The organism is Flavobacterium cheongpyeongense (assembly GCF_003202435.1).
GTDB lineage: Bacteria > Bacteroidota > Bacteroidia > Flavobacteriales > Flavobacteriaceae > Flavobacterium > Flavobacterium cheongpyeongense.
In genome coordinates this window covers 82,692-100,006 of the sequence record NZ_QJHK01000011.1, presented here as the reverse complement: position 1 = coordinate 100,006, position 17,315 = coordinate 82,692, and the positions used below count along the sequence as shown (strand labels likewise).

Annotated in this window: 13 protein-coding genes; 12 read left to right on the top strand and 1 reads right to left on the bottom strand. The window is 34.0% G+C overall.

Features of this window, described 5'->3' with window-relative positions:
• Positions 1-87: 87 nt before the first annotated feature.
• The 8 genes from DMB65_RS13400 (at position 88) to DMB65_RS13365 (ending at position 12,462) form a co-directional block, all read left to right on the top strand.
• Positions 88-1,590, top strand: a complete 1,503-nt coding sequence (locus DMB65_RS13400; protein WP_110307140.1) for a cellulase family glycosylhydrolase — start codon at positions 88-90, stop codon at positions 1,588-1,590.
• A gap of 578 nt (positions 1,591-2,168) precedes the next feature.
• Positions 2,169-3,428: a glycoside hydrolase family 5 protein gene (locus DMB65_RS13395; RefSeq protein WP_230470676.1), complete on the top strand. Its 1,260-nt coding sequence runs from the start codon at positions 2,169-2,171 to the stop codon at positions 3,426-3,428.
• 33 nt (positions 3,429-3,461) lie between these two features.
• On the top strand, positions 3,462-5,279 hold the full coding sequence (locus tag DMB65_RS13390; RefSeq protein ID WP_230470675.1) for a glycoside hydrolase family 2 protein: 1,818 nt from the start codon (positions 3,462-3,464) through the stop codon (positions 5,277-5,279).
• A gap of 11 nt (positions 5,280-5,290) precedes the next feature.
• Positions 5,291-7,237, top strand: a complete 1,947-nt coding sequence (locus DMB65_RS13385) for a sialate O-acetylesterase (RefSeq protein ID WP_110307139.1) — start codon at positions 5,291-5,293, stop codon at positions 7,235-7,237.
• Positions 7,238-7,244: 7 nt separating this feature from the next.
• Positions 7,245-8,747, top strand: a complete 1,503-nt coding sequence (locus DMB65_RS13380; protein WP_230470674.1) for a family 43 glycosylhydrolase — start codon at positions 7,245-7,247, stop codon at positions 8,745-8,747.
• Between the two features lie 366 nt (positions 8,748-9,113).
• A complete protein-coding gene (locus tag DMB65_RS13375) occupies positions 9,114-11,510 on the top strand; it encodes a glycoside hydrolase family 95 protein (RefSeq protein ID WP_110307138.1) in 2,397 nt (798 codons plus the stop codon).
• Positions 11,511-11,639: 129 nt separating this feature from the next.
• On the top strand, positions 11,640-12,101 hold the full coding sequence (locus DMB65_RS13370) for a Panacea domain-containing protein (RefSeq protein ID WP_110307137.1): 462 nt from the start codon (positions 11,640-11,642) through the stop codon (positions 12,099-12,101).
• Between the two features lies 1 nt (position 12,102).
• Positions 12,103-12,462, top strand: a complete 360-nt coding sequence (locus tag DMB65_RS13365) for a hypothetical protein (RefSeq protein ID WP_110307136.1) — start codon at positions 12,103-12,105, stop codon at positions 12,460-12,462.
• Between the two features lie 101 nt (positions 12,463-12,563).
• Here the strand turns inward: DMB65_RS13365 and DMB65_RS13360 are convergent, their stop codons facing one another.
• Positions 12,564-13,094, bottom strand: coding sequence for a CvpA family protein (locus DMB65_RS13360; RefSeq protein WP_110307135.1), 531 nt, complete (start codon positions 13,092-13,094; stop codon positions 12,564-12,566).
• Positions 13,095-13,321: 227 nt separating this feature from the next.
• On the opposite strand from DMB65_RS13360, the gene DMB65_RS13355 reads away from it, so the two are divergent.
• The 4 genes from DMB65_RS13355 to DMB65_RS13340 all read left to right on the top strand — a co-directional run bounded on the left by DMB65_RS13355 (position 13,322) and on the right by DMB65_RS13340 (position 17,283).
• Positions 13,322-14,944: a leucine-rich repeat domain-containing protein gene (locus tag DMB65_RS13355; RefSeq protein WP_110307134.1), complete on the top strand. Its 1,623-nt coding sequence runs from the start codon at positions 13,322-13,324 to the stop codon at positions 14,942-14,944.
• Between the two features lie 344 nt (positions 14,945-15,288).
• Positions 15,289-15,645, top strand: a complete 357-nt coding sequence (locus tag DMB65_RS13350) for a hypothetical protein (protein ID WP_110307133.1) — start codon at positions 15,289-15,291, stop codon at positions 15,643-15,645.
• Between the two features lie 131 nt (positions 15,646-15,776).
• On the top strand, positions 15,777-16,796 hold the full coding sequence (pheS, locus tag DMB65_RS13345; RefSeq protein ID WP_110307187.1) for a phenylalanine--tRNA ligase subunit alpha: 1,020 nt from the start codon (positions 15,777-15,779) through the stop codon (positions 16,794-16,796).
• A 79-nt stretch (positions 16,797-16,875) separates the two neighbouring features.
• On the top strand, positions 16,876-17,283 hold the full coding sequence (locus tag DMB65_RS13340) for a hypothetical protein (protein ID WP_110307132.1): 408 nt from the start codon (positions 16,876-16,878) through the stop codon (positions 17,281-17,283).
• Positions 17,284-17,315: the final 32 nt, after the last annotated feature.

Sequence of the window (17,315 nt, the reverse complement as noted above, 5' to 3'; positions counted from 1 at the left end):
TAAAGTTGTTGCGCTTTATAATGAATTAAAAAAATGAGACTAACTGAAAACCACTAGGTTATTATAAATAATTAAAACTATATAAAAATGAAAAAAAAAATAGAAATTTATCTGATTAATGTGGCTCTTTGTGTCGCTTTTATAGGATTTTTTGCCTGTAGTGCAGACAAAGAGACACCACAAAACCTAACAATAAAAGAATTATCTGTAAATACAAATAAAATTGATTTTCAGAGTGTTGAAAGTAATGTTGACGTTACCATTACAACAGGAGTGACAGCTTGGCTAATGAATAGCTCTGATGCAAGTTGGGTAAAAATTAGTCAGGCAGCAGGAACTTCGGGGACAACAGTTGTTAAAGTAACTGCTTTAGCAAATACAACTACTCAATCCAGAACAGCAATTATAACTTTAAGCTCAAATGAAGCTAAATCTGTTCAAATCACAGTTTCTCAGGTTGGAATTGCAGGATCTACTGGTTTTCCTGATTATAATACAAACCCTATTGCCGCTGATGCTTCTGGTATGAGCAGTACTGCAGCACAATTGACAGCAAAAATGAAAATGGGCTGGAATATTGGAAATACAATGGAAGCAACTGGTGGTGAAACAGCCTGGGGAAATCCAAAGATTACAAAAGCATTGATTGATATGGTCAAAGCAAATGGTTTTAATGCAATTAGAATTCCATGTTCATGGAACCAGTATTTAGAGAATTCTGCAACTGCAAAAATCAAAACCGAATGGTTAGACAGAGTAAAAGAAGTTGTGCAGTACTGCGTGGATAATGATATGTATGTAATCGTAAACATTCACTGGGATGGCGGATGGCTGGAAAATAATGTTACCGAAGCCAAAAAAGATCAAAATAATGCAAAACAAAAAGCATTTTGGCAACAAATAGCGACACATTTACGCGGATTTGATGAGCATTTACTTTTTGCGAGTGCCAACGAACCAAATGTAGATGATGCTGCTCAAATGGCAGTTTTAACTTCATATCACCAAACTTTTATTGACGCTGTTCGTTCTACAGGTGGTAAAAATGCATATCGTAATTTAATCGTACAGGGACCATCTACAGATATCGCTAAAACGAATACACTGATGACTACGCTTCCTACAGATAATATCGCAAACCGCATGATGGTTGAGGTTCACTTTTATCCTTATCAATTTACCTTGATGACTGAAGACGCTAGCTGGGGTAAAATGTTTTATTATTGGGGTGCAGGTAATCATTCAACTACCGATACTGAACACAATGCAACTTCGGGAGAGGAGGCTGATTTAAGCAAACTTTTTCTATCAATGAAAACACAATTTGTAGACAAAGGAATTCCTGTAATTTTAGGAGAATTTGGCGCAATCAGACGTTCGAATTTAACCGGTGATGCATTGGCATTGCATTTAAAATCAAGAGCAGATTTTTACACATTTGTCGTAAAACAATCAAAAGCAAATGGTTTAGTTCCTTTTTATTGGGATGCAGGAGGTTTGGGAGTAAATACGATGTCTTTATTTGACAGAAGCAATAATACTGTTTTTGATTTACAGGCATTAACAGCCTTACAGGATGGTTTGAAATAAAAAGAATTTATGTGACCTGCAATTAGTTCTAACATTGAAATTTCGATACAAAGAGTAATCAATAAACTAATTGCAGATCGCATTTTTGATATCAATTTAGGGAGACTTTTTTTAAATACCAGAAATTTATGAGTAATTAATTTCTTTTTCTTTTAGATTTGAAATAATGACTTTTACTTATTTTGGTATGACCTTTTGTTATTTTAATATAGAATATAGTCTACCGTATTGAGTTAGAATTAAGTTTTTTTCTGATTCTAAAAAGATTAATTAAGGTTTGCTTAAAAATATACTTTGTTGATTTTTATAGATTTAAACGGTTTTTTTAAGATATTTGATGCAAGCTTTTTTTATTTTTAATCAAAATTCTTGCATCACTTTTTTTGAAGACAAATATGCTTTGTTTTTTACTCTTTCAATAATAATTTCAAAGTCAATTACGATACAATTTCTTGGTAATTATAAAAATATTGCCGATAATCAATAAATTCATGTATTAAAAAAAATATTGAGTTTTTCAGCAGACCCTAATTATCAAGATTATACTTTACTAACATTTAACCACAAAAACTAAAATTATGAAAAAAAGGCTTATGATTTACCAAATTGCAGCTTTGCTGTCTTTGGTGTTATTAGGAAACTTATCTTGCAGCAATGATACATTGACTGAAGAAAAAAATGTAGCAGAAAGTAATTCAGAGGTTTATTCAGCATCTACTTCAAAATTACCAAATTATAATACAAACCCATTACCGGCTGACGCTTCAGGCATGGGGAGCGATGCCAAAACAATTGCATCAAAAATTAAAATAGGCTGGAATATAGGTAACACGATGGAAGCTACCGGTGGTGAAACGGCTTGGGGAAACCCGAAAGTGACCAAGGCATTAATAGATTTAGTAAAAGCGAAAGGTTTTAATGCTGTAAGGATTCCATGTTCCTGGAACCAATATTTAGCCAATTCAACTACGGCTCAAATAAAAGCAGATTGGATGAACAGGGTTAAGGAAGTGGTAAAATATTGTAATGATAACGCAATGTATTGTATTGTAAACGTTCACTGGGACGGCGGATGGCTGGAGAACAATATTACAGTAGCAAAACAAGCAGAAAACAATGAAAAGCAAAAAGCATTCTGGGAGCAAATTGCTACCAGTCTTAGAGATTTCAACGGATTATTGCTTTTTGCAAGTGCCAATGAGCCAAATGTAGAAAACGCTGAACAAATGGCAGTACTTAAATCCTATCATCAGACATTTATTGATGCTGTTCGTTCTACTGGCGGAAAAAATGCTTACAGAACTTTGATAATTCAGGGACCGGGAACCGATATTACAAAAACAAATCAATTAATGACCTCTTTGCCTACAGATAAAGTAGCAGGGCGTATGATGGTAGAAGTACATTATTATGCACCATGGCAATTTGCGGGGCTTACTCAGGACGAAAGTTGGGGCAAAATGTTTTATTATTGGGGAAATGGATTTAAATCTACAACCGATACCGGCAGAAATGCAACTTGGGGAGAGGAATCTGCAGTAACAGCCGATTTTAAACTGATGAAAACTCAGTTTGTAGACAAAGGAATTCCGGTAATTTTAGGAGAATTTGGTGCTATCAGACGTTCTTCATTAACAGGTGATAATCTTACAAAACATTTGGCATCACGTGCTTATTATTTAAAATATGTAGTGCAACAGGCAAAAGCAAATGGTTTGGTGCCTTTTTACTGGGATGAGGGAAGTATGACAAATAATGGTTTTGGAATTATTAACAGAACTAATAATACCGTTTTTGATACGCAGGCATTGACCGCTTTGATGAATGGATTGAAGTAAATCCTTTGTAGAAAAAGGATTAATACCAGCAAAATGAAAGGAAGAATTATGAAAATGAAGAAACTTAAAAAAGCACTTTTTTATCCTTTATTTATTTTAGTTCTTTTTTTATTAGGGAATACCATGTTTGCTCAAAGTGCAATGATAAACCTATCTGCCAGAAAATTGACAAGTTTAAATGGTAAGTGGAATACTATAATTGATCCAAACGGAGTGGGGGATTTTCATAAATTTTGGGAAGATAGAAAACCAGAAAAGAAAACTGATTTTGTAGAATATTCTTTTGAAAATGGGGACGTGTTAAATGTTCCGTCAGATTTCAATACACAAATGACGGAACTAACTTACTATGAAGGAATTGTCTGGTATAAAAAAACATTTAAATATGATTTAAAAACCAATAAACGATTGTTCCTTCATTTTGGAGCTGTAAATTATTTGACCGATGTTTATTTTAATGGTAAATTATTAGGGACTCATGAGGGTGGTTTTACTCCTTTTCAATTTGAAATCACCAATCTTATTAGTAATTCCGAAAATTCAATAGTAGTTAAGGTAAATAATAAAAAAGTAAAAGAAGGTATTCCAAGTGAAGGATATGATTGGTTTAATTATGGAGGAATTACCAGAGATGTAAATTTGATTGAAACGCCACAATCCTTCATAGAAGATTACTCTATTCAATTAAAAAAGAACTCAAACAATGAAGTATTAGGCTGGGTAAAAATTGATGGTACTACAATTTCTCAAAAAATTAAATTGAGCATCCCAGAATTAAAATTAAATGTTAAAGTTAAAACAAATGATTCTGGTTATGCACCAATACAATTTAAAGCAAAATTTAACCTTTGGAGTCCAGGTAATCCAAAATTATACAGGATAGAAATCCAAAGTGGATTAGATACAATTAGTGATGAAATTGGCTTTAGGAATATAGAAACCAATGGTACTAAAATTGTACTTAACGGGAAACCAGTTTTTTTGAAAGCAATCAATATTCACGAAGAAATGCCCACTCGTGTAGCAAAAGCATACTCCGAAAAAGATGCCGAAGTTCTTTTAAATTGGGCTAAAGAGTTAGGGTGTAATATGGTACGTTTAGCACATTATCCACATAATGAATATATGGTTAAGTTAGCTGAAAAAAAGGGGTTGATGATTTGGGAAGAACTTCCGGTTTACCAACATATCGAGTTTTCGAATGAAAAAGTCCAACAAAAAATGGATTTGATGCTTAAAGAAATGATCAAAAGAGATAAAAACCGTAGTGCAATAATCATCTGGAGTTTGTCAAATGAAACCTATCATTTTACAAAAAGCAGAGATGAAGCATTAATTAAATTAGTTAAGCAATGTAAAATTTTAGATTCAACCCGGTTAACAACGACCGTTATTTCTACACAAGGTTATACTAATAATACGTTTGATTTGTCAGATCCTCTTTATAATTATTTTGATATAATATCTGTAAACGAGTATATTGGATGGTATACGCCATGGCAAGGTTTACCAAAAGACACAAAATGGAAATTTGTAAATGATACAAAACCAGTAATTATATCTGAATTTGGAGGTGAAGCATTTTATGGTAGTACTAAACAACCAAAAGACGAAGCATCAGGCTGGTCAGAAGAATACCAAGAACAAATTTATAAAGATCAAATTGAAATGTTTGATACTAATCCTAATTTAGCAGGAGTATGTCCTTGGATATTATGTGATTTCCGTTCTCAATCAAGATTGCATCCAATTTATCAACGAGGCTGGAATAGGAAAGGATTACTTTCTGATAAAGGAGAAAAAAAGAAAGCATGGTATGTTATGAAAGAATTTTATAAGAGTAAAAATTAAATATAGTAAAGATGAAAAAATGCATTGCTTTCCTTCTTTTTAGTTGCAGTATAATAGCAAACGCTAATGTCAGAATGCCTTTAGTTTTTTCTGACGGAATGGTTTTGCAGCGTAACAAACCAATTCCGGTTTGGGGTTGGTCTGATCCTGGCGAAAAAGTAGAAATTCAATTTAATAAACAAACCAAAACAATTCAAGCCGACAAAAACGGTAAATGGATGGTGAGTTTAAATGCCGAAAAAGCCGGAGGTCCTTTTGAATTGTTCATTACAGGAAAAAATAAAATTGTCATAAAAGATGTTCTGGTGGGCGAAGTCTGGATTTGCAGCGGACAATCCAACATGGAATTCCAAATGTACAAACTGCCGGATTTTGAAACCCAAAAACAATTGGCTAATAATCCCACGATTCGTCATTTTGGAGTAGCCCAGGATTTAAGCGGTACTCCAAAAGATGATTTGAAAGCAGGAAAGTGGACCACTTGCAACCCCCAAGACATAAAAGATTTTACAGCAGTAGGCTACTTTTTTGCTCAAAAATTATTTGCCGAATTAAAAATCCCAATCGGAATTATCAATACATCATGGGGCGGAACCAATGTAGAAACCTGGACAAGCCACGAAGCATTTCAAAATAGTGATGAATTCAAATCGATAATTGCCGAAGTTCCAACTGTTGATATGGATGCTATTTTCGAAAGTTATAAGAAATCCATTTTGCAAAATCTCAAAAAAGTTCAGGGTTTTGATGTTTCCATGGAAAATGAAAACCAGTTTAAGGAATTCGGTTTTGATGATAAAAATTGGCCCGAAATAAAAGTCCCTTCCCTTTGGGAAAATCAGCAAATAGGCAATATCGACGGAATTGTCTGGATGCGAAAAACGATTGTTTTAACTGCTGAACAAGCCAAAAATGAAGCCGTTTTACATCTGGCAAAAGTCGATGATGAAGATCAGACTTTTGTAAACGGAATCGAGATTGGTACTAACAAGATTTGGGACAAGCAAAGAATTTACAAAATTCCGGCAAATGTCTTAAAAGCAGGAACAAACGTAATCGCAGTCAGAATTACAGATTACAGCGGTGGTGGAGGGATTTACGGAGAACCAATCGATTTGAAAATTCAATTTAAAGAGGGTAATTTACCTTTAGAAGGATTTTGGAAATTCAATGTTGTTCAGGTAAAAATATCCGTTTCGCCAAACAGCTACCCTTCATTATTGTACAATGCTATGGTAAATCCGCTGATTCCTTATGCGATTCAGGGCGTTTTGTGGTATCAGGGAGAGGCGAATGTATGGAGAGCAAATCAATATAAAAAAGCATTTCCGTTAATGATTCAGGATTGGCGAACAAAATGGAATCAGGGTAACTTTCCTTTTTACTTTGTACAATTATCCACTTTCGATGAATTTGGCGGAAACAGTACAAAAGGCAGCCGTTGGGCTGAACTTCGTGAGGCACAATCTGAAACCTTAAAACTTTCCAATACCGGAATGGCCGTTACTACAGATATCGGAAACGCAAAAGACATTCACCCAACCAACAAACAAGATGTGGGATTTCGATTGGCAGCAATTGCACTGAATAATGTTTACGGTAAAAAGCAAGTTTTTAGCGGTCCTACTTATAAATCTCAGGAAATAAAAGAGAATCAGATTATTGTGACTTTCGAAAACATAGGAGGCGGATTATCAAAACCAAATAATTCCGAATTAAAAGGTTTCGAAATCGCCGGTGCCGACAAAGTTTTTTATTCTGCGAAAGCAATAATCAAAGACAACAAAATTATCGTTTCAAGTACTGAGGTTTCAAATCCCCTAGCAGTTCGTTATGGATGGGCGGATGATGATACGAATATCAATCTTTACAATAAAGAAAAATTTCCGGCTTCGCCCTTTAGAACCGACAATTGGGAAATGATTACGGCCAATGAAATTTATAAAGTCAACAAATAATACGACTATGAAAAAAGCAATTTTCTTAATTATAAGTTTCATTTCGCTTACAATTAATGCACAGGAGCAAAAACAAAATGTAAAAGATGGATTTTATCAAAATCCAATATTTGCAGGCGATTATCCTGATCCTTCTATAATTCGTGATGGTGAAGATTATTATATTGTACATTCTTCATTCAATTATTACCCCGGATTGTTAATCTGGACCTCTAAAGATCTAATCAACTGGAAACCCGTTACGCATGCGCTCAAAAAAAGTGTAGGTTCAGTCTGGGCTCCGGATTTGGTAAAACTTAATAACAAATTCTACATCTATTTTCCGGCAAACGAAACCAATTATGTAGTTTGGGCAGATTCGATAAACGGTCCATGGAGTGATCCGATTGATTTAAAAATCGGTAATATCGATCCCGGACATTTTACAGACGAAAAAGGAAACCGTTACCTGTATTTCAGCAACGGAAGTTATGTCCCGCTTTCAAAAGACGGATTGGTAATTTCGGGAGAAAGCAAACATGTTTACGACGGATGGAAAATTCCTTCAGAATGGTCCATTGAATGTTTCTGTATGGAAGGACCAAAAGTTTTTAAAAGAGGCGATTACTATTATTTAACCACTGCCGAAGGAGGAACCGCTGGTCCAGCAACAAGCCACATGGTAATTTCGGCAAGGTCAAAATCGCCTTTAGGACCTTGGGAAAATTCGCCTAACAATCCAATTATAAGAACAAACAGCGCTTCCGAAAAATGGTGGTCAAAAGGACACGCCACATTAATTGACGATGTAAAAGGAAATTGGTGGATGGTTTTTCACGGCTACGAAAACGGTTATTACAATATGGGACGCCAGACATTGCTGCAGCCTGTAGAATGGACAAAAGACGGCTGGTACAAAATGAAAGACGGTATTAAAACCGAAGATAAAATTAAAAAACCTACAGGACAAAATATAAACAGTAATGTCATACTTTCTGATGCTTTTACAGGAGCAAAGCTCAATCCGCAATGGCAATTTTTTGACGAGTACGATACACAACGAGTTACATTTTCTCCAAACGGAATAAAAATCAAAGGAAAAGGAACAGGCATTGGTCAAAGTTCACCATTGTTATGTACTCCTTCGGACCATTCATACACCGCTGGTGTAGAAGTTGAAATAGAAGGAAATGCATCGGCTGGATTGGTTCTTTTTTATGATCCTAAAATATTTACCGGAATCGCTTTCGATAAAGAAAATATCATGGCAATTCTTAGAGTTTGGCAGTTTCCTACTATAAAAGGAGTTAATAAAACACATTTGTTTTTACGTCTGGAAAAAAAAGAACAGACAGTAAATATGTTTTACAGCATTGACGGAAAGAATTGGTTAAAAATTGAAAACTCTGCCGAGGTAAGCTCTTTCAACCATAATGCGTTAAGTGGTTTTATGAGCCTTCGTTTAGGACTTGCATCCATTGGAGAAGGTTCAGTGACGTTCAGGAATTTTGTTTATAGCGTTGTAAAATAAAATGACTAAATTTCAAGGAAAATACCGAATAGAATCTACCAGAGCCAAATGGTGGAATTATAGTAATCCTGGAGATTATTTTATTAACATTTGCACCAAAAAAAAGATCATTTATTTGGACATATAAAGTATGGATAAATGATATTGAATGAATATGGCAAAATTGTATTAGATTGTTGACTGGATTTACCCAATCATTATGGCAATATTGTTTTGAGGGAATTTCAGATAATGCCCAATCGTATTCATTGTATCGTTGGAGTAAATGATTCAAAAATAATGATTCCCGATTCGGATGACGTAGAGACAGGTTTCAAACCCGTCTGTACTGCCTCCGTCTGTACTGAAGATTAAAATCATATTTTTATGAAAAAGTTATATTTAGTTTTTGTCATTGCCATTTTTTGTGGAAAAATTAAGGCCCAGTCGAGCCATGTTTTATGGTACAATCAGCCAGCCGAATTTTTTGAAGAAACACTGGTTTTAGGAAACGGAAAGATGGGGGCTACCGTTTTCGGCGGAGTCAGTTCAGACAAAATTTATCTAAATGACATTTCGCTTTGGTCGGGAGAACCAGTAAATAGGAATATGAATCCCGAGGCCTATAAAAATGTACCGGCTATTAGGACAGCATTGAAGAATGAAGACTATAAGTTGGCGGATGAATTAAATAAAAAATTAGAAGGCTCTTATTCTCAGTCTTTTTCGCCACTTGGCACATTGCATATTTCGCATTTTAAAGAAGATACTAAAGCCACTAATTATTACAGGGAATTAGATATAAATAATGCGGTTTCCAAAATTAGTTATGAAATTGACAATGTAAAATATACTCGTGAGTATTTTGTTTCAGCCCCTGATCAAATCATGGTTATTAAGATAACATCTGGTAAAAAGAACAACCTGAATTTTTTAATAGATTTTGAAAGTTTATTGAAATTTAAAACGGATGCGAGTAAAAATCAATTAAAAATTAATGGTTATGCGCCATATCATGCAGAACCAAGTTATGTTAAAAGTGATAATCCAGTCCTTTTTGATGAAAATAGAGGAACTCGCTTTACAAGTTTGGTTCAGATTAAAAATACGGGTGGCATCATTATTATTACTGATAATAAAATTGGCGTAAAAAATGCAACGGAAGCTTTGATTTTTGTCTCTATAGCTACCAGTTTTAATGGTTTTGACAAAAATCCTAGCACTGAAGGATTAGATGACAAGGCAATTGCAGCGGAAAATATGGCGAAAGCTATTTCTAAATCGTATACGTCATTAAAAGAAGCTCATATTTCAGATTACCAAAAATTATTCAAGCGCGTGAGTTTAGACTTAGGAAAAACATCGGCTCCTAATTTGCCAACAGACGAGCGTTTATTGCGTTATTCAAATGGTGAAGAAGATAAAAATTTAGAGACTCTTTATTTTCAATACGGACGATATTTACTTATAAGTAGTTCAAGGACATTAGGTGTTCCTGCTAATCTGCAAGGTATTTGGAATCCTTACATGCGACCGCCCTGGAGCAGTAATTATACCACAAACATCAATGTTCAGGAGAATTACTGGCTGGTAGAAAATACCAATCTTTCTGAGCTACACCAGCCTCTTTTGAGTTTTATAAAAAACATTTCTGAAACCGGTAAAATAACAGCAAAAACATTTTATGGGGTGAATGGATGGGCGGTGGCTCATAATTCTGATATCTGGGCGATGAGTAATCCTGTTGGAAATTTTGGTGGCGGAGATCCTAACTGGGCTTGCTGGAATATGGGAGGTGCCTGGTTGAGTACACATATTTGGGAACATTATATGTTTTCTCAGGATTTAAATTATCTTAAAAATCAAGGTTATGATTTAATGCGTGGAGCAGCACAATTTTGTTTAGAATGGTTAGTTGAAGATAAAAATGGTTATTTAGTTACTTCTCCGTCTACTTCTCCCGAAAACCTGTACATTACCCCGAGCGGTTATGTGGGTGCTACTTTGTATGGCGGTGCTGCTGATTTAGCCATGATTAGACAGTGTTTCTCTAATGCAATTGAAGCTTCTAAAGTTTTAAAAACAGATGCAGAATTTAGAATAAAACTTGAAAAGGCACTTTCAAAATTATATCCTTACCAAATTGGTAAAGCCGGAAATTTACAAGAATGGTATTTTGACTGGAAAGATCAGGAACCGAAACACCGTCATCAATCTCATTTATTTGGATTGTTTCCGGGGAATCATATTTCGCCTTTAACAACACCTGAGTTAGCCAATGCTGCCAGAACAACTTTAGAAATAAAAGGTGATGAAACCACAGGTTGGTCAAAAGGATGGCGTATTAACCTATGGGCCAGGCTTCTTGACGGAAACAGAGCTTATAAAATGTATCGTGAATTACTTCGTTACGTTGATCCTGATGGGAAGAAAACAGAAAATCCGAGGAGAGGTGGAGGAACATATCCTAATTTGTTTGATGCCCATCCGCCATTTCAGATTGATGGGAATTTTGGAGGTGCCGCAGCAGTAGCCGAAATGCTGGTTCAGTCTGATGAAAACGAAATCCGATTACTTCCTGCTCTTCCAGATGTCTGGGAAACCGGTTCTGTAAAAGGGCTTTGCGCGCGGGGAGGATTCGAAATTGAAATGGAATGGAGTAATAAAACAATAAGTAAAATTTCAGTTTCTTCTAAAAATGGAGGAAAAACAACTTTAATCAGTGGAGATAAAAAACAAAATATCACGTTAAAAAAAGGACAGAAAGTAGAGATAAACTGGTAAGAAAAATAGAGGTAGCTAATTAACTGCCTCTATTTTTTTTAATCACTATTCTGATTAGCAAAACAATAGAACCCATAATTGTAAAGCAATCTAATTTTAGCTAACTTTGATAAATAATATTTTATAATTATGTCTTACAATCCAACAACAGTCGCTAATTATTTTATAGATAAATATTCCAAAACAGGGAATCTTACTCCTATGAAAATAATCAAACTAACGTATATTGCTTATGGCTGGTATTTGGCCCTGACAGATAAAAAAGAAAGACTGATCGATGAAAACCCGATTGCCTGGGATTTTGGACCTGTTTTTCCTTCTTTGTATTACAGTATAAAGCAATATAAGAAAGAAAAAATTACTGAAAAAATTCCAAATGCCACCAAAGACGAAAGAATCACAAGTGAAGATGAAAAGTTTTTAGATAAAATATGGGATGTTTATGGAAGGTTTGACGGAATATATTTAAGTGCCCTAACCCATATTGAAGGCACTCCCTGGCAAAAAGTATATCAAAAGGATTCTAACGCTGTTATTTCTGATGATGATATTTTTGAGCATTACAATAATTTAAAACCAATTGCGAACTAAGATGTCTTTACTCAATTTAAGCAATATTTCTATTGAAAATACTGCCGCAGTCAGGCCAGTTGATATTGATAATGCCCGTATTCAAAACCAAATTCTGGAAGACAGATTAGGGAATGCAAAATTAGGGAGGTTTGTAGAAGATACAATCCTAAGAAGGTATCTTACTTATATTTTTTCGTTCATTATTTTTCTGTGGCTGGCAGCTGTTATCTCCATTTTGTATTTTAACCACAATCTGTTGGAACTGAATCTTTCAGAAAATGTACTGATCACTTTACTTACTACTTCATCAGTGAATGTCATTGGAATGATGCTGATTATTCTGAAAAATTTATTTCCTCAGGTGCCTAATCAGGGTTAATAAAAGTAAGGATTAATGATGTGTCAGGCTGAGCGGAGTCGAAGCTCATTAATATTTAAAAAGCCTTGACTCCGTTCAGGATGATAATGGTATTTATAGCACTATTCTTTTTCTGCAGACTTTTCAGCATTCGCTTTTTTCAATTTTTCATATCCTTTTTCAATCGAAGGATATACAAAAGCCGCTACTTTTTTAATCGGGTTATAAAAAATATAATGATCTAAGGTTTCTTTTTTAGCGAAAGTATGATTGAAGTTTATTTTCTCAAAAAGAGTAATAAAAATACTAACAATCAAAACTGTTTTCAAAATCCTGAAAACACCTCCGCCCAATTTGTTGATCCATCCCAAATAAGCAAAATCAGCAATTCCGGTTAAAATTTTTGCTAAAAAATAAACTCCGATTACCACCAAAATAAAAGTCAGGATAAAAGCGGTTACCTGTACTGTATTTGGATTCCAGGAAACATATTTAATGATAACGTTTTTAACCAGTGAAGAAAATTTTATGGCTAAATAAATTCCCAGTAACAAGGAAACAAAAGATGCTACTTCTACAAAAAGACCATTTTTAATCCCTTTGTATAAACTGAAGGCCAGAAGTGCCCCTAAAATTATATCGAAAAAACTCATGTTTCTGTTTTAGTTTAATGTAAGGTACAAATATAATGGAATTATAAAATTATCAGAAAGAATAAAATCTCAAGGCATTCGCTTTTAAAATTTGCCATTAATAATACACGTTTAAAAGTAAATATTTTGTTAAATGAATTTAAAAACTAAAGATTATCTTTGAATCAAATTTAAGTCAACCCAGCAGTTACAAAGTTTTGTAAATTAACTATATAATAGAATTTATAATGAAAACAAAATTACGTTTTTTGTTGTTATCGCTATTTTTAACAACCCTCAATTACGGACAAAATTTTACCTACAACGGTATAAATTACACCATAACTAATACTCCTAATCATAAAGTAGCAGTTGCTGCTAATTCGGGTTATGCAGGTGTTGCAAATATACCAGCGGTGGTTGTTTTTAACTCTCAAAATTATGATGTTACTTCTATTAGTCTTAGTGCTTTCTATGGATGTTCCGGATTAACTACGTTAACTATTCCAAATTCGATTATTTCTATTGGTCCTGGTGCTTTTTATGGATGTTCCGGATTAACTTCGATAACTATTCCAAATTCGGTTATTTCTATTGGTCCTGGTGCTTTTTCTGAATGTTCCGGATTAGCCTCGATAAGTATTCCAAATTCTGTTACTTCTATTGATTATCAGGCTTTTTATAATTGTTCCAGATTAACTTCGATAACTATTCCAAATTCAGTAACGTCTATTAGTCCTAGTACTTTTTATGGGTGTTCCGGATTAACTTCTGTAACTATTCCAAATTCGGTTACTTCTATAGGTAATTATGCTTTTTATAATTGTTCTGGATTAACTTCGATAAGTATTCCAAATTCGGTTACTTCTATAGGTGATTATGCTTTTTATGATTGTTCAGGATTAACTTCGTTAACTATTCCAAATTCGATTACTTCTATTGGTAGTTATGCTTTTTATGATTGTTCGGGATTAATTTCATTAATTATTCCAAATTCTGTTACTTCTATCGGAGTTGAGGCTTTTAGAAAATGTTCCGGATTAACTTCTGTAACTATTCCAAATTCGGTTACTTCTATTGGTGTTGGAGCTTTTAGAGAATGTTCCGGATTAACTTCTGTAACTATTCCAAATTCAGTTACTTCTATTAGCGTTGAGGCTTTTAGAGAATGTTCAGGATTAACTTCGTTAACTATTCCAAATTCGGTTACTTCTATTGGTGATGGTGCTTTTGGAGAATGTTTAGGATTAATTTCGATAACTATTCCAAATTCGGTTACTTTTATTGGTCGCAGTGCTTTTATTGAATGTTCAGGATTAACTTCGTTAACTATTCCAAATTCGGTAACTTTTATTGGTGTGGGTGCTTTTTATGGATGTAAAGGATTAACTTCGATGACTATTCCAAATTCGGTAACTTTTATTGATGTTGGTGCTTTTTATCTTTGTTCTGGATTAAAAACGGTAAATTGCTATATTACTTCGCCACTTATTATAGACCCACTTGTTTTTGCTGGTGATCATTACCAAAATTCTTGTACTTTAAATGTTCCTGCTGGCACAGAGGCTGCTTATAAAGATGCAGATGTATGGAAAAATTTTAGTTCAATTACAGGTTCTTTACTTTCTACTAATTCTTATGAATTAGATACAAAATTAAGTTTTTATCCAAATCCAACCAAAGACAAAATTTACTTTAATGACCTAAAAGATATTTCAAAAGTAAATGTGTATGATGTACAAGGAAAGCTAGTAAAAACGTCTTTGCATAAAGATAATTTTACAGATTTATCTTCATTCAATAATGGGGTTTATTTTGTAGAGGTTTTTGCAAATGGCAAATTATATAAAATTAAAATTATAAAAGAATAATTTTAATAAAAAAACAAGATATTTTGGCATTAGCTTTTTGGTCAAGTATAGTTGTTGCTAATTTGAAATTGGGTTAGCATTTTCGATGATAGCTTGATTTCATTGGTTTGATATATCGTTTCTTATTATAAAAGGTATTTCATTTTACAGCTATTAATAGTTGTGAGAAGAGAATGAAAATTAACTTTTGAAGTATGACATATTTTCTTGTATTTTGATGTGTTTAATTTTTTAACGTGTTTGTAGTTACTATCTTTGCAAACTAATTAATAGTTAAGAGCATGGATTTTAGGTTCGCACAATCTAAAATCTAAAGCCTGAAATTCTATAGTCATATTATAAAAATGTCAAGAGATACACAACTTAAAGAGCGCTGGGAAAAGCTCGTCGATATACTCTCCAATCAGTTTTCACAAGGAGAAGATCTGGATTTGGATGCCATAATTTACCTGATTGGAGTTCAGGAACTCGGAAAAGTACACCGTGAATTCAAAAAAGATGAAAAACTGAACTTAATGCATATTGCTATTTGCCGATTATTAGAACCTTACGGCTTTTACGAATTCGAATATTTTGATGATGAAGGCTGGCCACATTATAAAGTAAAAGAACAATTACCTGCATTAAAAGCAGGAGAACAGTCCGTTTTAATGAAAGAAGCAATCGTAAATTACTTTTTAGAAAGAGAACTTATTGATTAAAAATTAAATTCGCGAAGAAGATTTTAGATTTTAGTCCGAAAATATAACAGAACTTTTAGAATACTTCTGATTTCTCACATCTAATATCTCACTTTTTTCCTTAAATTTGTACGCTCAATTGAAGAATGGAAATGATAGACAAGATAAAACAACATATAGAGGAAGCAAAAGCCTTTAATGATAAAAATAAAGAATCTTTAGAACAGTTTCGCATTAAATATTTAGGAAGTAAAGGGTTGTTAAAAGAACTTTTTACCGAATTCAGAAATATCCCAAACGACCAGAAAAAAGACTTCGGTCAGGTAATAAATACTTTAAAAGCGGTTGCTGAAGAAAAAGTAAGGGTCATTCAGGAAGAACTAGAAAGCAAAGAAGAAGTAAAAGGCTTTTTTGGAGACTTAACGCGTTCACCTGAGCCTGTAATTATTGGTTCACGACATCCTATTTCGATTGTTAAAAATCAAATTATAGATATTTTTGCCAACATTGGTTTCAACGTTTCTGAAGGTCCGGAAATCGAAGACGACTGGCATAATTTTACTGCACTGAACTTACCTGAATACCATCCGGCACGTGATATGCAGGATACTTTTTTCATTCAGACCAATCCTGATGTGCTGTTGCGTACGCATACATCATCTGTTCAGGTACGTTATATGGAAAATCATAAACCGCCAATCCGTACCATTTCTCCGGGACGTGTTTTTCGTAACGAAGCCATTTCGTCCCGCTCACACTGTATTTTCCATCAGGTAGAAGGATTATATATTGACAAAGATGTATCGTTTGCCGATTTGAAGCAGACACTACTTTATTTTACCAAAGAAATGTTTGGAAAATCTAAGATTCGTCTGCGCCCGTCTTACTTTCCATTTACAGAACCAAGTGCCGAAATTGATATTTACTGGGGTTTAAAAACCGAAACCGATTACCGTATCACAAAAGGAACCGGCTGGCTGGAAATTGGAGGCTGTGGAATGGTTGATCCAAACGTTCTTAAAAATTGCGATATCAATCCGGACGAATTCAACGGTTTTGCTTTCGGAATGGGGGTAGAGCGTATTGCGATGCTTTTATACCAAATTGGAGATATCCGTATGTTTTACGAAAATGATGTTCGTTTCTTAGAGCAATTTAAAGCAAATATTTAAAAAATAAGTTACTAGTAAATAGTGATTAGTGAAGAGCTTTCTTTCTAATCACTATTTACTTTTTACTATTTACTAAACGATGAAAAAAGACATAACAATCCCCGAAGTAGAAAACGTATTCTTAGCCGCTGTTCAGGAATGGAGCGACGATTTTATGGAAAAAGTATGGTATGCTTATCTGGTAAACGACAGCGATTTTAATCTGGAGAGCGTCATGGTCGTTTCAAAAGCATTTGGAACAATCGACGGTGAGATGAAAAAAACATCTGTTTTACGTCATGCCTTTGTTGAGGTTCCGGCTGTTTCGGTTGTAAAAATCGAAATGATCGAAAAGAGTCTTTTGGTTTTGAACAATGAATTTATGGTAACATTCTTTATTGGAAATACTTTATACGATAAAAAGTTTATCTTCAAATCCAACTCAATCAACGAAAGTAATACTGAAGAAGTGCCGATTCTTTTTGTTGAAGGGATTATGGTGAAATAGCATTAAAACCTATAAACCTCCTCCGACGTCAC

Bases quoted from the DNA above. Each gene is read 5' to 3' on its own strand.
- DMB65_RS13340 (WP_110307132.1), top strand. From the start codon at position 16,876: ATGAAAAAAGACATAACAATCCCCGAAGTAGAAAACGTATTCTTAGCC.
- DMB65_RS13390 (WP_230470675.1), top strand. From the start codon at position 3,462: ATGAAAGGAAGAATTATGAAAATGAAGAAACTTAAAAAAGCACTTTTT.
- DMB65_RS13400 (WP_110307140.1), top strand. From the start codon at position 88: ATGAAAAAAAAAATAGAAATTTATCTGATTAATGTGGCTCTTTGTGTC.
- DMB65_RS13380 (WP_230470674.1), top strand. From the start codon at position 7,245: ATGAAAAAAGCAATTTTCTTAATTATAAGTTTCATTTCGCTTACAATT.
- DMB65_RS13350 (WP_110307133.1), top strand. From the start codon at position 15,289: ATGTCAAGAGATACACAACTTAAAGAGCGCTGGGAAAAGCTCGTCGAT.
- DMB65_RS13370 (WP_110307137.1), top strand. From the start codon at position 11,640: ATGTCTTACAATCCAACAACAGTCGCTAATTATTTTATAGATAAATAT.
- DMB65_RS13385 (WP_110307139.1), top strand. From the start codon at position 5,291: ATGAAAAAATGCATTGCTTTCCTTCTTTTTAGTTGCAGTATAATAGCA.
- DMB65_RS13355 (WP_110307134.1), top strand. From the start codon at position 13,322: ATGAAAACAAAATTACGTTTTTTGTTGTTATCGCTATTTTTAACAACC.
- DMB65_RS13375 (WP_110307138.1), top strand. From the start codon at position 9,114: ATGAAAAAGTTATATTTAGTTTTTGTCATTGCCATTTTTTGTGGAAAA.
- DMB65_RS13395 (WP_230470676.1), top strand. From the start codon at position 2,169: ATGAAAAAAAGGCTTATGATTTACCAAATTGCAGCTTTGCTGTCTTTG.
- DMB65_RS13360 (WP_110307135.1), bottom strand. From the start codon at position 13,094: ATGAGTTTTTTCGATATAATTTTAGGGGCACTTCTGGCCTTCAGTTTA.
- pheS (WP_110307187.1), top strand. From the start codon at position 15,777: ATGATAGACAAGATAAAACAACATATAGAGGAAGCAAAAGCCTTTAAT.
- DMB65_RS13365 (WP_110307136.1), top strand. From the start codon at position 12,103: ATGTCTTTACTCAATTTAAGCAATATTTCTATTGAAAATACTGCCGCA.